The organism is Pseudomonas maumuensis, from assembly GCF_019139675.1.
GTDB lineage: Bacteria > Pseudomonadota > Gammaproteobacteria > Pseudomonadales > Pseudomonadaceae > Aquipseudomonas > Aquipseudomonas maumuensis.
Genome location: NZ_CP077077.1, coordinates 2,886,519 through 2,901,333 on the forward strand (window position 1 = coordinate 2,886,519; position 14,815 = coordinate 2,901,333).

The 14,815-nt window shown below is 56.7% G+C and carries 10 protein-coding genes; 4 read left to right on the forward strand and 6 right to left on the reverse strand.

Annotation, left to right across the window (positions count from 1 at the left end; translation table 11 throughout):
* Nucleotides 1-118: 118 nt before the first annotated feature.
* Both proA and KSS90_RS13035 read right to left on the reverse strand, forming a co-directional pair.
* The gene (gene proA, locus KSS90_RS13030) at nt 119-6,745 is read right to left on the reverse strand and encodes an anti-phage protein ProA (protein ID WP_217865866.1); all 6,627 of its coding nucleotides are present in this window, start codon (nt 6,743-6,745) and stop codon (nt 119-121) included.
* A gap of 324 nt (nt 6,746-7,069) precedes the next feature.
* The gene (locus tag KSS90_RS13035; RefSeq protein WP_217865867.1) at nt 7,070-7,285 is read right to left on the reverse strand and encodes a hypothetical protein; all 216 of its coding nucleotides are present in this window, start codon (nt 7,283-7,285) and stop codon (nt 7,070-7,072) included.
* Nucleotides 7,286-8,050: 765 nt separating this feature from the next.
* On the opposite strand from KSS90_RS13035, the gene KSS90_RS13040 reads away from it, so the two are divergent.
* Genes KSS90_RS13040 through KSS90_RS13055 form a run of 4 tightly spaced genes read left to right on the forward strand, consistent with a single transcriptional unit; the run spans nt 8,051 to nt 10,947 of the window.
* Nucleotides 8,051-8,308 carry a phosphopantetheine-binding protein gene (locus KSS90_RS13040; protein WP_217865868.1) on the forward strand — a complete coding sequence of 86 codons (258 nt, stop codon included), beginning with the start codon at nt 8,051-8,053 and terminating at the stop codon, nt 8,306-8,308.
* A 5-nt stretch (nt 8,309-8,313) separates the two neighbouring features.
* Nucleotides 8,314-9,219 carry a class-II aminoacyl-tRNA synthetase family protein gene (locus KSS90_RS13045; protein ID WP_217865869.1) on the forward strand — a complete coding sequence of 302 codons (906 nt, stop codon included), beginning with the start codon at nt 8,314-8,316 and terminating at the stop codon, nt 9,217-9,219.
* Nucleotides 9,203-10,603 (forward strand): MATE family efflux transporter, encoded by a 1,401-nt coding sequence (locus KSS90_RS13050; RefSeq protein WP_217865870.1) that lies wholly within the window; start codon nt 9,203-9,205, stop codon nt 10,601-10,603. The genes KSS90_RS13045 and KSS90_RS13050 overlap by 17 nt, the downstream gene beginning before the upstream one ends.
* 2 nt (nt 10,604-10,605) lie before the next feature.
* Complete coding sequence (locus KSS90_RS13055; protein WP_217865871.1) at nt 10,606-10,947, forward strand: hypothetical protein; 342 nt, start codon at nt 10,606-10,608, stop codon at nt 10,945-10,947.
* A 200-nt stretch (nt 10,948-11,147) separates the two neighbouring features.
* Here KSS90_RS13055 and KSS90_RS13060 read toward each other — a convergent pair whose 3' ends face one another.
* The 4 genes from KSS90_RS13060 to KSS90_RS13075 form a co-directional block, all read right to left on the reverse strand.
* A complete protein-coding gene (locus tag KSS90_RS13060; RefSeq protein WP_217865872.1) occupies nt 11,148-11,699 on the reverse strand; it encodes a YdeI/OmpD-associated family protein in 552 nt (183 codons plus the stop codon).
* Nucleotides 11,700-11,721: 22 nt separating this feature from the next.
* Entirely contained in the window at nt 11,722-12,855 is a 1,134-nt protein-coding gene (locus KSS90_RS13065; protein ID WP_217865873.1) for a pyridoxal-phosphate-dependent aminotransferase family protein, read from the reverse strand.
* Between the two features lie 99 nt (nt 12,856-12,954).
* Nucleotides 12,955-13,923 carry a hypothetical protein gene (locus KSS90_RS13070; RefSeq protein WP_217865874.1) on the reverse strand — a complete coding sequence of 323 codons (969 nt, stop codon included), beginning with the start codon at nt 13,921-13,923 and terminating at the stop codon, nt 12,955-12,957.
* Complete coding sequence (locus KSS90_RS13075) at nt 13,914-14,543, reverse strand: YaaW family protein (RefSeq protein ID WP_217865875.1); 630 nt, start codon at nt 14,541-14,543, stop codon at nt 13,914-13,916. The genes KSS90_RS13070 and KSS90_RS13075 overlap by 10 nt, the downstream gene beginning before the upstream one ends.
* Nucleotides 14,544-14,815: the final 272 nt, after the last annotated feature.

Genomic DNA, 14,815 nt, shown 5'->3' on the forward strand with positions numbered 1-14,815 from the left:
CTGACCTGTTCTGCCACTGCAAATTAGCCTTCGTGTGTACACAGGCGCGGCACAATTCGAAGCAACAGTGCTACACCCTGAATCGATAAGGGGCGCTGGTAATGCGACCTATCGAGTATCACTCTGCGATCCGCTTTATCGCTTTTTCGATACGCTGACGGCCCGCGTGGGCAAGCTTACCGACCCCGGCTTCCTTGGCTACTGCGTAAACCAGCCCCTCTCCTACGTGACCATGCTTAGTCATTTCATCTACTAAGGCACCTAGTTCGGGCAAGCAGATTTCAGCAAGTGGGCGAATGGCATCGTCATCACCGGGCCTACGAAAGACAACGTTCATATCCGACTCGAGATGAGTCGGCCAGTAGAATGTTCCTGCCTGCTCCTCTTCATGAGATCGGAATCGTGCCCGCGCTATTTGATCGACGCGATCACGAATGCGCGAGCCCGTTCTGACCCAGCCATGAGCACGCGCGATACGCCGCGCAAGCGCCATATCGAGCACAGGCCCCTCCTCTGCCACCACATGGGCAATCATCTGTTCCAAGGTAGCCGTGTAGCTCGCTTCGAAGAATCTGTCTGGATCAACCGCTTTCACAGCCTCGGCAGGGTCTGCTTCCTTGTAAACCAGGTGCTCTACTGGTACATAAGAAATCACGGTATCTTCTGCTGCTTGAGCCGCGGCAGCTCTGGCGTATTTCAACTCTGGCATTGCGCCAGACGGATCATTGGCTCCAGCAGCTGAAGTCGAAGCTACAACAGCAACCTGATCCACAACCTCAATGACTTCAGCCATGGCAGCATCGACTTTTAGGCGCTCAGCCTCATGGGCAGCATCGATGACCGCCTGCTTGGCCCTCGATTCGGCAAGCAGTTCGGTGAGACGTTGATGCACCTTTTCTGCGGTTCCCACGGCATCAACCCACCAGTCGGTCGACCAGATCCTAACGATCTCCCAGCCAAGTCCACGCAGCACAAACTCACGCAGCTTGTCGCGATCACGCGCAGTCGCACTGCGGTGATAGGTAGCCCCATCGCACTCGACACCGGCTAGGAAGCGCCCTGGAGCATCAGGGTGCACAACCCCCAAGTCTACTCGGAAGGAAGAGACACCAATCTGGGTATGGATCTGCCAACCCTTCTTGGCCAAGGCAGCAGCGACTGCCTCTTCAAATGGGCTATCGAATCCACCCACACTACCGAAATTAGCTTCAGCCAAGGCCTGCGGCCCACGTTCAGCAAATTCGAGGAAATGCTTCAGGTCACGCACCCCGACGGCTTGCGTCCGAGCAAGGTCAATGTGCTCTGGGCGGAGGGTCGAGAACAGCACCAGTTCTTGGCGAGCACGCGTAATTGCAACGTTCAGTCGGCGCTCGCCACCCGGACGGTTCATCGGGCCGAAGTTCATAGACATCACGCCGGCAGCGTCTTTTCCGTAGGTGGTCGAGAAATAGATGATGTCCCGCTCGTCGCCCTGGACACTTTCCAGGTTCTTCACGAACACAGGTTCGAGCTCAGACTCAGCGAAGTACGAGTCGAGCGACGGATCCCTCCGGCATGCCTCATCGAGCATGTCCATGATGAGCTTCTGCTGCTCACCGTTGAACGTGACCACTCCCACAGTACGACGGCTCTCACGGAAGGCCGGCGACTGAAGGCGAGCAACAAGGTCAGCAACTAGGGCTCTTGCTTCAATCAGGTTGGTACGTGAGCCGCCCTTGTCGTAAACACCAGCAACTGGACACAGCCGCACAGCCTTATCAGCCGTGAATGGCGAAGGGAACGTCACCAGCTTCGAGCCGTAGTAACGCTGGTTGGAGAACGCGATCAGGCTCTCGTGACGGCTGCGATAATGCCAGTTCAGGTTGCGCATCGGCAGGTTCGCGCTGATGCATTCATCCAGGATGCTCTCGAGATCCGCTTCGACATCCTCATCATCAGCAGTGGACTCAGCCCGGTCAAAGAACGAGGTCGGCGGCAGCTGTTTCGGGTCACCTACCATCACGACCTGCTTTCCTCGCGCCATCGCACCAATTGCATCCCAGACCGGAATCTGAGAGGCCTCATCGAAGATGACGAGGTCGAACGGGGTTGAGGCTGGCGGCAGGTATTGGGCAATCGAGAGCGGGCTCATCAGCAAGCAAGGCGTCAGCTTGGTGAGGGCTTCTGGTGCCCGGGTCATCAACTCACGCAATGGAATATGCTTGGTTTTCTTGCCCATCTCATGACGCAGCAAGCCCCACTCTGAAGAGCGGCTCACGCTGTCCTGACTTGGCAGGTCAGCACACAGCCGAGCACGGAGCCAGTCCTTCGTCAGCTCGGTGAACTTGTCATCCAGCGCTCGGAAATCGCGAATACGCTGTTCATGCTCAACGCTGACAAATGTCCGGATCACTTCCTCGTTATCGACAGTGGTATTCAGCCACCAGCGAGCATAATTCACCTCGAAGACGCGGCGGACTTTTCCGGAGGTGATGGCTCCGCTTTCCATGGCCTGGACAATTGGGGCGAGGCCAACGGCGAAGGCCTCATCGCGCACCTTCCTCCAGGCACACCATGCCTTGAGTCGCGCCTCGGACGAAACTACGGTTTCGCAATTTTTCTTGAGGTCATTCAACGAAAGGTGTGAGGTCTCATCAGCACCGGCCTCGGTGAAGTGACCGATCGAAGTCAGATGCGATGAACGCTCCTGCAACAACGCAAGCTTTTCACGCAGGCCAACGCCTGCGAGAGCTATCGCACCTTCAGGCTCTAGCAAAGCGTTGCCATCGCCCAAGAGCGTTTGAAGGGGAGCCTTGTAAGCTGCAATCTGCTCCGGGTTCAGCGCGAGCTTCGCAACAGCAGTTGCTACCTGCCCTTGGAACACCACAGCCTGACGTGCAATCTCAAGCTTGGTCTTCAGGTCACTCCACACCGGTACCAGTTCTCGCAGGTCAGCCAGGTCAGACAGATCACGTTCAACTGCTGCCCGCTCCTTCAACAGATCGAAGTCACCTTTCAGCAAGGCTCCACAGCGGCCCTCCTGCACTTCTGGGTGATCATCAACAAAGTGACCACGTTCTTCGATATCCCGACGCTCAGCCTGGAAGCGCAGCGCTGCAGTAAGGAGTTCAATGTTAGTGTCCTTGCCGCACCAAAGCTGCTGAGTGCTCGAGCCAAGGTCGGACAAGGCAGCCATATCGCTATCAAGGCGAGTCAGCGTGCGAAGCCGTTGCAGTTCTTCCTTCAATGCATCACCCAGCTGGCCTTGCTCGACCAACTGGAGCCCATCATCGATCCAGTCCGAGTCTGATTGCTGGAGCCGAATGACCTCTTGAAGTTTGATCGACGTCGAAAGCTTCTCAGCGTCAGACTTAGAACCTTGCCAAACGGCAACGCACTCGTGCCCTGGCTTAAGCTCATCAATAGCGCGGCGCACGGCACGTATTGCTGCCCAGGTGGCTAAATCCTTACCGTGATCGGCCTCGCCTGCAGTGGTTTGAGTCGGGGCTAGCAAACCTGCGATACGACGCTTACCGAACCAGGACTTTGGCCAGAACGATTCCTCAGCCTCCTTCCACTCTCTCAGCAACAGATCGATGTCGAGCGATTCGATCGTATCGCCATAGGTCGCACTGAGCTGCTGCTTGAGCTCTACTATTTGGCTAAGCAGTGCCACCGCCTGAGCAAGCACATCGGTGACACTTTCCGGCCAGGCCGGGCTGAGCTCACCGAAAATGGTGCGACGTTGCTGCAGCAGGTCAATACCCTGCTTAGCATCCGCCACAACGCGAGAAGTCCAGAGCGGCGAAAGCTTAGCGTTTAGCTCTCGATGTTGTTCAACCCACGCACAGCCATCGCTCAGCCGTTGAGAAATGGAGCGGGCTTCAGGCCGCAACGCGAAGCGCCAATCCTGTCCTGCTGCCGCGGGTAGTGCCTGGGAAAGGACTGACAGCCCCTCCAGTGCATCCGGGGTGTATTCCGAAGCTAGGAGCCCAGCCAACTCAACGAACCGATCAGCCGCACACTGGACATCCAAGACGGTAGGTAACACATCACGAGCCGCCTGCACGAACTGTTGTTGCCAATGAGGTGACCATTCCGCTTGGCCAACTGCGGACAACGCATTACCAGCAAGCAGGCTGTAGCCCACAGCCTGCGCGTTCACTTCGAGGCGATCGCCCAATTCACGAAGCTCAAGCATGGCCTTGTGGTCATGCGTCTCAGGTGACGCCCAGCCAACAGGGGCAACAGCTTCATCGACACCCGAAGTGACCGTGCCAATCGCATCGTAGATGGTGTAACCGTTGCGATGGCGCCGGTGCAGTCGCTCGACGTAAATATTCAGGCTGTCGCGCAGCGTTGCGAGACGCTGAGCCTCAACCTCCCATGCAGCGGAATCGACCTGCCCTTTTGCCTCCCAAGCGGACTGCAGCTGGGCCAGCACATCAGTTTTCCGAGCCTTGCTTGAGTGCAACTCGAGGCAAAACTCACCCAAGCCAATCTCACGCAAGCGACGGTACACGACATCCAGCGCGGCGATCTTCTCCGAGACGAACAGCACGCGACGCCCTTGGGCAATCGACTGGGCGATCATGTTGGAAATCGTCTGGCTCTTGCCAGTACCGGGTGGGCCGATGAGCACAAAGTCTTTGCCCTTGGCTGCAGCCATCACTGCAGCCAACTGAGATGAGTCAGACGGCAGCGGGCAGAAAACGTCTGTCGGGCCGTAGTCGCGATCCAGCGATTGCGCCTCTGGGAACGGTGTATCCGAAACGAACGAATCGCGTGGGGTATCCAGAAGGTGCTGAACGACTGGGCTCTGCCGCAGGTGCTCAGCGTTCTCGGCCAGATCCTTCCACATGAGGTATTTGGCAAACGAGAACATCGACAGCACGACGTCTTCTCTCAACTCCCAACCTGGGATGTCCTTGATGGCATGGCCAACCTTGTTCCAAATACCGGCGATATCAAGGCCAGAATCGTCCCGAGGCAATTCGTGCTCCAGCGACCCCAAGCCCAATTCGAAATCCTGTCGAAGCATCTCAATCAGGGTGGGGTTGAAGCGCGGCTCATCATCGTGAAGCACCATGGTGAATCCGGAGCGAGCGCTCTTGCGCTCCAGCGTAACCGGTATCAAAACCAATGGCGCCTTGTACTTCTGCCCTGCTCTGTCCTCGCGTGTCCAACTCAGGAAGCCAATGGCCAAGAAGAGCGTATTGGAGCCGCCTTCCTGCAGCGCTGTGCGAGCACCTCGGTACAGTTCGGTGAGTCGAACATCCATCTCGTTGGATGTCAGCGCAACAAACACCTCTCTGCGATTGAGGGCATCCTCGGCATGCCGGCGACGAACATCCTCACGCTCACGTTGCTCATACAGAGCGCGCTCCCGCGGATCAGCACCATCCATGAGGTCTGGGCGGGTGAGCAGCTTCAGCGACTGACCACTGGCCAATACGTCCTCGAGGGCTCCTGGATCTGGGGACTCCAGCTTCAGCGCCCGCTTGCCTGTCTTGAAGTTCAAGAGGTTGTTTCGAAGCGAGAGATCCAGCAGTTTGCGCTGCCACCGGCCAAGTCGGTCTGCTGGGTCGAGCTTGGAAAGGTCTTCGACCACTACCTCGTGGATCTCATCAGGGATTCCAGCCCCGTCCTCGACCAGGAGCGTCGGAGAGTCCACCGGAACCTCATCAGCAATCCGAGCGATCTGAGCCTCAGCACTTGCGAGTGGCTTGATCCGTTGCAGTCGAGCCCGGCGAATGTCGAGCAGCATTTCAAATTCGCTGTCCGCGTCTTCGGCAATCTGCTTCTCACCTCTCTCGACTGCGTAAGAGAAGGTTGGGACAGGATTCTGCGTACTGAGTGTCGTTTCAAATAGAACCAGTTCCCGCAGCTTCACCCGCTTGCGTACCGCCGTCACATCATCGACAAGGGCAGTAGTGAACTCCTCCGGCTTCATCCACAACCCCGCGAAAGCGTGACCGCGGGTGAACACGATGACTGGGTTCAGCCCGATTTGCTCCAGGGCAGCGCAGAATAGCAGGGTAAGATCCATGCAGGTTGCCAAACCAGTATCGGCAATCTGGCTTGGGCTTCGCACCTTTTGACCTGACTGTTCAAAACTTGCCGGCGGCAATGCATAGTCGAGCTTCATCCGTGCGACGGCGCTCCAGACCGCAGACGCCAGCTGCCAAGCTCGCTTCGCGCCACCCTCGTAACCATCCAGCGATGAGGACAGTTCACTTTGGCGAAGCAACTCAGCCGTCTGCTTCAAGAGTCGTTCAACTGCCGGATCATTCGGCTGCACGAAGGCAGCCGTCATGTCAGGAATATGCCGCAACCCACCCCACTGATTTCGGGGCAGAAGGTCTACGACTTGCTCAAAACGGGAGACCTCCTTTCTGCCGCTCTCGGCTTCCTTGTCGTCCGCCTCAAGCACGAAGGTGAATGTCGACAGCTCAGCTTCGGTCAGACGACTAAGCAACGGGCCGTCCAAGACCAGATCAAGACCAGGAATGATCCGGAAGCTATCTGCCCCAATCTCGTCGATTCGCCATACCTTGGCCTTGAACACCTCAGGTTCTGAGGTCAATGTCAGGGTCGCATTAACGAAACGGTCTTCGGTCTCGTTCGCTATACGAAGTTCGCGAATTACGGGAATGGCGTTCTGGAAGTCGGCAAGGTTCAGCTTCGCCACAAGGGTGGCAAGGATCTTAACTTCTTTGGGTGGGATTTCTTCTTGAGCAGCGGGGGGCTGAACGATGTCGTCCATGCGCAACCTTCCTTGTTGTGATGCTCAAGGGAGTGCCGGACTGACCGGCCGCGAAGGGATCCTCTTGAGCTGATGGCGGGATGATAGCGCTTCCTGCTTCAGACGTAATGATCCTTTGGTCGTTCGGTGATGCTTAATCTGTTCAGCTAAGCAGCGATCTGCAGCAAAGCGCAGATGCATCCTGACTTGCCACAGACCTATCAGCTCTATCGGGGGTAAAAAATTAGTATCAAAGGTTTTTCAAAAGTGGCACAAAACTGCAAAAAGCTACATCAAGACTGACTAGCTCAAGGAAAGTCCAGCCACCTAAAACATTCCAGCGAACTATAAGCTAGATGTATTGGACTCAATACCTATCAATCTCATCTCAATGTTGTTCAAGCCGTCATACACAACTTTTGCATAGGAATGTTCACCAACCCAGTTCAGCTCATTTTTTATTTCTGATAAATCATATTTTATATCATCTAGCTTTTGTGAAACCTCTTCATTGATAGCGACAAGCCGTTCCAGAAGCGTCTCAATATTTTCATTACTCATAAAAACTCCTTTTCAAAGCAGAGGAAACGGTCTGGTAAGTTCTGCGCAAAGTGGTTGGAGGCTGGCCTAGCTTGGCTGCAAATAGACATTTTGAGGCGCAGCTTGCACATCGAGCAGTGGCTCAGTGCCATCATTAGCATAAAAATGACCTCCTGTGGAAGACCTACGCTTCGTAGTACCGCTTCATCGCCTTAACAGCGTTAGTGCTCAAGGCCACCGCGGCGCTGTTCGATCAGGCTCAGTAGCGATTTTATAGCCACACTCTGCGGCTTGGTTAAATCGTGCTGGTGAAAAATTCTCCCCGATCAGCCAGGTTGCTGATCAAGGACTCGCCCTTCAATTTGAATGCATCAATCGGCGATACCGCGATACTTGCGGAACAGGTTCTGAATCGCCCTGAGCTTCGTATGCACCTCTTTGTCTTGCACTGAGGCCAATAAAGCTAGTTTTATAAACATCAATCGATGAACGGCCGCATTCGTTCCGAGGACTTTGAGTCAGTAATCTCCGGCCCGTGAGTGGCTTATGAACATTTGACATCGCCCACTTGTTAAATTGCGTATTATGAGAGGTGACCTTCTGAGTCGATCACCTGTGGTGTCAGCGTTGAGAATAAATCGGCCCACCCAACCAGACCCCGTCCGCCCCGGCCTCCAAGGGATCCTTCAACGTCAAGGGCCAGCCTCTGATCATGTCGCCGGATGTCGCGCTCGCAACGTTTCGCTCCATCGCCCTGGGCACGCTTTACATGGAAGGATTCATCGTATGGAAACCCTAACTCACATGGACCTGACCCGAGTGGTCGACGAAGTTCTGCACACGCTCGCCACTGCCAAGCAAGTCAGCCCGACATCGCCGCTGGACATGATCGTATTTGACTCTCTGGACCAGATGCGGCTGCTGGTCGCCATCGAAGACCGTGTGCAATTCGTCTTCGACGATGCCGCGCTGCAGCCATTTTGTCTGGACAGCCGCGAGGCGCTGGTCGACAGCGTGATCGCCATGATGAACCAAGCGGGATAATCGACATGTTTGCACTGCAGGATTTACAGGCTCGTCGCCTGCTCTCGGTTGTCGCTTCCGGCAATGGTCTGATCGGCTACCGTTTTTGCGACACCCTTCACCAGGCCTACGAGGCCTTGGACCAGGCACTGATCAACACCATGAGCCGTCATATCAGCGCCACGGCGCACTCTTGCACGACGCTGATCGAGCGACAGGCACTGGAGAAGATCGGTTTTTTCAACAAACTGCCCTGCATCCCGATGACCGCCAGCCCGCATGCGTGTAGCGATCACTCTGAAAAGGAGCACGAGGGCGACTGGATATTGAGCCCCTCGACCTGCTATCACACATTCACCCACCTGGCCGGCAGCACAGAGCGTTGGGATCTCAAGTGCTTCACGGCGCTGGGCCATTGCCACCGGTACGAGCCCGTCCTCGAGGAGCCGACACGCCTGGCCAGTTTCACAATGCGTGAATTCGTACTGCTGGGTCAGCAATCGCAAGTCGAACACATGTGTCAGGTGCTGTTCGACAGTGGCGTGGCATTGATCAGACGCCTGGTGCCTTCGACCTTCGTGAAGCGGGCCAGCGATGTCTTTTATGGTGAGTCGGCCCAGGTTACCCGCAAGGTTCAACTGGCGCTGGGCGTCAAGCTCGAAGCAGTGATTCCCTGGCGCCAGCGCCAGGTCAGCGTCGGATCGCGCAACCTGCACCGCGACCTGTTCACGCAGGCATTCAAGATCGGTCCGCAAGCCCCTGAGCCCGCCATGCACTCAGCCTGCGTAGCCTTCGGCATGGAACGCCTGCTGCTGTCGTTGCTCGCACAGATCGGCGACCCCGACCGCCTACTTGCTCACTTACACGAGGTACTCGGTGCCCCGCCTGCCGGCCAACAGGCAAAGGAGTTCGAGCATGCAGCGCTGGTTTGACGCCGCAGTGGCGAAACGTATCGCCGTTGTCTCGTTTCCGTTGATGGGGACGATGGTCGGTAACCTGCTGATGATGCTCGTCGACCGGTTATGCCTGGCGCATTACTCACCGGCTACGTTGGCGGCATCGGGGCCGGCGGTCTTTACCAGCATGGCAATCATAGCGTTCTTCTGCAGCACCGTCGGGGTTACACGCTCTTTCGTCGCCCAGGCAAACGGCCGCTCGGGACTCGAAGAAGCCCGGGGTGAAGGTGCATTGGGATTATTCCTCGGACTGGCCTGCGGTGCGCTGCTGTTCATGGCCGCCCCGCTGATTGCGTTGATTCCGCAGTTGAGCTCGCGTCCCGCGCAAATCGTCAGCCTTGAGTCGCAGTACATGCTCTGGGCAGCGATTTTCGGTGGCGTGATGGCGATCAATACGGCGTTGTCATCGTTCTTCAATGGCGTGGGACGCACCCGTGAAACACTGATGGTCGGCATTGTGGGTCAGGTGGTCGACTCGATCTTTACCGTGGGCCTGGTGTTCGGCAAGTTCGGGTTACCGGAAATGGGTATGGCCGGCGCGGCTATCGGGACCCTGATCGGAACGTTGTCCATGCTGGGCTGCTACGCGGTCATGCTGCCCCGCGAGGTCTGTCGCGAGCTCCTGAATATCTTCATCGCCCGCAGTGAACACCTGTGGAGTCGCCTGGCATTCCGTCTGCGCCGAGGCGTACCCAGCGGTTTGTCGGCAGGGGTGGATCAGCTCGGCAACACGGCGTTCATCTGGATCGTCGCGGTACTGGGCACCAGTGCGCTGGCGGCCAACAACGTCAACTTGACGATCAACTACCTGGGCATCATCCCGATCATAGGGCTGGGTATCGGCTGCAGCATCCTGTGCGCCACGGCGGCAGGAAAACAGCAATATGCCGAGCTGGCGACGATAGTGCGGGTAACCGTGGTCATAGAGTTGATCTACGTCCTGCTGGTGTCCACCGTCCAGGTGACGATGCCGCAAGTCTTGCTCAAGGCTTTTGGCGACCTGGGGCACAACCAGGAAATCATTGACCTGGCCATCGATACGCAGCGCGTCCTGTGGACGTTTTCCGGTGCATTTGCTTTTTCGATGACCGGTGCCGCCGTTCTCGAAAGCATCGGTATGGCCAGGTTTTCACTGGTCGTGCGGCTGCTGCTGATGTGGTTCATGAGCATCCCGCTGATCTATTACGTCGCCATGGGCAATCGTGATGACCCGTCGTCGCTGGTGACCTGTTGGATCATCGGTTCGGTATTCGAACTCGCCATCGGGCTCATTTACTTCTGGCGGATCGCCAAAGCCGTACGAGGTGCCGAAAACCGCCTGCAGGTCAACCATCGTCCCGCCACGGAGGACGCCCTGTGAACATGAATGAAATTGATGCCCAGACCAACCGACCGATGGAGGCGCCGTTATATCGACGGGTGCTGGGACGTCCACCGACAAAAGACTTCGCGACACAGGGCTTCTGCGAAGGCACATTGCTGTTCAGCATCAGAGAAGCGTTCTACAAAGCCATCTTCTCCTTTTGCCAACGCCACGTGTACGCGGCTGATCTGATCGTGGAGCTGTCGGCCGACCCGGGACACTGCGCAATCCACAGCCTGACGCCTGATCTGGAATCCTGCCTCGCCCCCTTCACTGTGGATGTTCGGTATACGTTTGATGAACAGCGCATCTACAGCGCCGTCTCTTTGCGCGAGCGCTGAAACAAGACCTAAAGGTTCCGACCTCAGGCTCAGCTAAGATTCACTGGATATCTTCTCTCCTGCGCACATTCAGCGCTGCTCAGGAGAGGCCATCCACCCATGAAACCCGCCATAGCCGACTGGCTCAACAAAGTGACAGCTTCAATTGTTGTTTCTTAGGGCTGGTCGCGCCCCTGGATTTTCCCGAGCTGAACCACAGGTCAATTTTCCGCCTCAGGCGCCCGAAATGCTTTGCTGTAGTAACCAGACGAGTCGAAACAGCAAACCGCCTTCTTACCGGCCGCAAGCATCTCGCAGGCATCCCCAATTCGCTTTTCACGCGTCTTGAGTTGCTTCGCAGAAGTAATCCAGTGGATCCAGTCCACCCGCGCTAGGGTCGTCGTACTGTTCCAAACCTTTTGAGCCTCAGGTGTGGCTGCCAGGGCTTTCTCGAAATCCGCTGGGATATCCGGCTCGGGCTCCTTCTTCACTGGGATCAGTTCGAGGGTAACGATATCGCCAAAGGCCACACCCGCCGCATCAAGTAACTCGCTACTGACCTTCAACCAATGGCTCAACTGCCCATCTGGCTCAAGGGTTGCCCGAAAAGGATGCCCATTGATCGTCCCGTCAACAGTCGCCCTTCCCCGCCTCGGAAGCCGTTCACTCGCGTCCCTCGGAAGCACTACGAACGCCCACGACCTGCCATCACCGGGCTTTGCCGGACGAAGAAGCTTGGCTTCGAATCGCGACCTTGCATCCGCTACTGTCATGGCAGGTTCTCCAACCTTGCGCTCAGTTAACCATCACCTCGTCCAGCGCCTGCTCAAGGGTGCTGACCGTGCGCTGAAGATTGTGCAGCTTTTCAAGCCCGAACAGGCCGATGCGGAAGGTCTGGAAGTCGGCCGGCTCGTCGCATTGCAACGGCACGCCGGCGGCAATCTGCAGGCCGTGGCTGGCAAACTTCTTACCACTCTTGATATCGGCGTCATCGGTGTAGCTCACCACCACGCCAGGGGCCTGGAAGCCTGCTGCGGCCACGCTCTTGATGCCTTTGCGGGTCATCATTGCGCGCACCCGATCACCCAGGGCCTGTTGTTCGTTGCAGACTTTGTCGAAACCGTAGGCCTGCGTCTCTTTCATTACTTCGTTGAATCGCGCCAGGGCATCGCTGGGCATGGTCGCATGGTAGGCGTGGCCGCCCTGCTCATAGGCCTGCATGATCTGCAGCCACTTCTTCAAGTCGCAGGCGAAGCTGGTGCTTTGCGTCGACTCGATGCGCTCGAGGGCGAACGCGCTGAGCATCACCAAGGCGCAGCAAGGTGAGGCGCTCCAGCCTTTCTGTGGTGCGCTGATCAGCAGGTCGACTGCGCATTTGTCCATATCAACCCAGATCGCGCCAGAGGCGATGCAGTCCAGCACGAACAGGCCACCCACCGCATGCACGGCGTCGCCCACGGCCCGCAGGTACTCATCGGGCAGGATGATCCCTGACGACGTTTCAACGTGGGGGGCGAAGACAATCTGCGGTTTCTGCGACTCAATGGCCGCCAACACTTCTTCCAGAGGGGCCGGGGCGTAGGCCGCCTGGCGGCCCGCTTCAACCGGGCGGGCTTTGAGCACCGTTGTGGCCGCCGGGATATTGCCCATCTCAAGGATCTGGCTCCAGCGATAACTGAACCAGCCGTTGCGTAGCACCAGGCATTGCTGGCCGGTGGCAAACTGCCGGGCTACCGCTTCCATGCCGAAAGTGCCACTGCCCGGGACCACCGCAACCGCCTGGGCGTTGTAGACCTGTTTCAGAGTGGTTGAAATGTTCTTCATCACACCTTGAAACGACTGGGACATGTGGTTGAGCGAGCGGTCCGTATAGACCACCGAATACTCGACCAGCCCCTCGGGATCGATACCGGGATATATCTTCGACATGGTGTGGCTCCTTTGGCAGAGATGTCCTTGGCATCGACCCTGCCCTAAGCTATTGCAAATGACAAGATGAAGCAGGCACTACAACATTCGTTGAATAGCTCACGCGGCTATCAGCAGAATTTCCCGCGCCTCGGTCGCATGCTGAAGCAGCCCAGGATGCTTCACTTCAAGCTCAATGAGATCAGCTTGGTAGGTCAGAGACGGCGTCATCCGTGTTCCGTCCTGCAGGAAGCGAGTCAGACCAGCGAATTGTTCATGAGTGATCATTGACGCAACACTGCGATCCTCGGACAAAGCCTTTACCCGAGAAGCATTGAGGCTGGCGATGTCGGTGGCAAGCTCCGTCAGGCTTTGCCGGCTGTACTTGTACGAACCAGCCTTCAACTGAACGTGGGACATTATCAAACCGAGGTTTACCAAGCGATTTTGCAGTAGTGATATTTGGTCGAGACATGCAACGTTGCTAGTAGCAATCCGCGAATGTCGATCCAGCAGAAGCTTGGTGAATTGATACTGCTCATTGAACGATCCAATCAATGCCTTGAGCTGCTGATCATCGTTTTCTTCGCAGAACTGCATTGCGGTGAGTAGCAGGCCTCGAAAACGAGCTTCATCAGCAAGCAGGTTGCGCTCGTGGGCCTCACTCACCAAATGCCAGGTATGTGTGATCGTTTTTGATTGTTCGTCTATTTTCTGGCTGATCTTGTCGAGTTTTTTGCAAACAATGACAAAGCCTGCGGTAGTTACCGCGAGGTTGAGCCCGCTCATTACGAGATTGGCCGACTGCAGGCCCTGGAGCACATTCATGCTTTGCTGAACTTGATCCATTCCGGTTTGGAGCGACCCCAGGCCACTGGATAGAGTGGATTGCAGGTTCTGTAGGCTCTCTTGGACATGCCTTGAGTCGCCCGGGAAAAGCAGGTGTCCAACGATCTGCCCGGCCTTCTCGGTTCCCTTTGAGTGCCGGACTACGCCACCCCAAAGCGTGTAGTCTCCGCTGTGCAGCTTGGCCAGGACATCTGGGATATCAGGCAAGGAGCGTACAAGCGCGTCAACGTTTACAAACATGCTTTCAGTTTCTCCGTGTAGGCTTGGAAGTCCTGGTCGTAACGTGTGCGACGCAGCTTGGCAATGTGCAGCACGGCAGGAATGGTGATCCGGAACGCCGGCGACGAAGCCTGGTAAATCGCAAGCCCTGCGGCTCCGATGGCAAGTGGAGCTGCGACCATTGAGAGCACCCGGCCGCCGATGGCGCTGGCAAGGCCCGCCCCGCCGCCGGTGGCAGCCATACCACCCAGGCTGCCGGCAGATAACATCAGCGTTTTCACCATTTCACTGATGTAGCCAGCGAGATTGCCGCCATTCAGATAGTCCTTGAGCGCTTCATCTCCCATGTACTTGTCCACGGCTTGGCGGATGATGATTTCCTCAATGGCGAAGATGTCATCTTGCGCGGAGGGTTTCCCGTCCAGCTTTTTGGCGACATCCATCGCAACCTGGAGGTAGCCGATGCTCTCCGATTTGATTGCGGAGGCAATGGTGTTGCTTCCGAACGCACAAATTTCCTTTTCAAGCAGGCCCGAAATAGATTGCAAGCGGCCCTGCACCTTTCGGGTCACGATGGTTGCCTTCACATCGCTGTCGAGAGCTATCCTGCCCTTGCCACTATCGGTAATCAGGTCGGCCAAAACTTCCAGATCCGCTGATGCGGCACGCGATAAGAGATCCGATATTGACCGGTCTCTGGGAACAACTGATTCCATGCATCCCCCTGTAAAAATTCCTAAAGTGGCCGATCATCAACGTAATGATTGCCTATGGCCAGTACGGGCGAGCTGATTTTAGCCACAAGACGCACGCGTGTCTTGCAGACCGTCGAACCTATTGGCACCAATCTAGGGCGGTTAAGCACGGCTGTGGTGACTTGTTTATGCGTACCGGGCCGCGAACGGCAGCCTAA

Excerpts from the sequence above, each read along its gene's own strand:
- KSS90_RS13070 (WP_217865874.1), bottom strand. The coding sequence starts at position 13,923 with ATGTTTGTAAACGTTGACGCGCTTGTACGCTCCTTGCCTGATATCCCA.
- KSS90_RS13040 (WP_217865868.1), top strand. The coding sequence starts at position 8,051 with ATGGAAACCCTAACTCACATGGACCTGACCCGAGTGGTCGACGAAGTT.
- KSS90_RS13050 (WP_217865870.1), top strand. The coding sequence starts at position 9,203 with ATGCAGCGCTGGTTTGACGCCGCAGTGGCGAAACGTATCGCCGTTGTC.
- KSS90_RS13060 (WP_217865872.1), bottom strand. The coding sequence starts at position 11,699 with ATGACAGTAGCGGATGCAAGGTCGCGATTCGAAGCCAAGCTTCTTCGT.
- KSS90_RS13045 (WP_217865869.1), top strand. The coding sequence starts at position 8,314 with ATGTTTGCACTGCAGGATTTACAGGCTCGTCGCCTGCTCTCGGTTGTC.
- proA (WP_217865866.1), bottom strand. The coding sequence starts at position 6,745 with ATGGACGACATCGTTCAGCCCCCCGCTGCTCAAGAAGAAATCCCACCC.
- KSS90_RS13055 (WP_217865871.1), top strand. The coding sequence starts at position 10,606 with ATGAATGAAATTGATGCCCAGACCAACCGACCGATGGAGGCGCCGTTA.
- KSS90_RS13065 (WP_217865873.1), bottom strand. The coding sequence starts at position 12,855 with ATGTCGAAGATATATCCCGGTATCGATCCCGAGGGGCTGGTCGAGTAT.
- KSS90_RS13035 (WP_217865867.1), bottom strand. The coding sequence starts at position 7,285 with ATGAGTAATGAAAATATTGAGACGCTTCTGGAACGGCTTGTCGCTATC.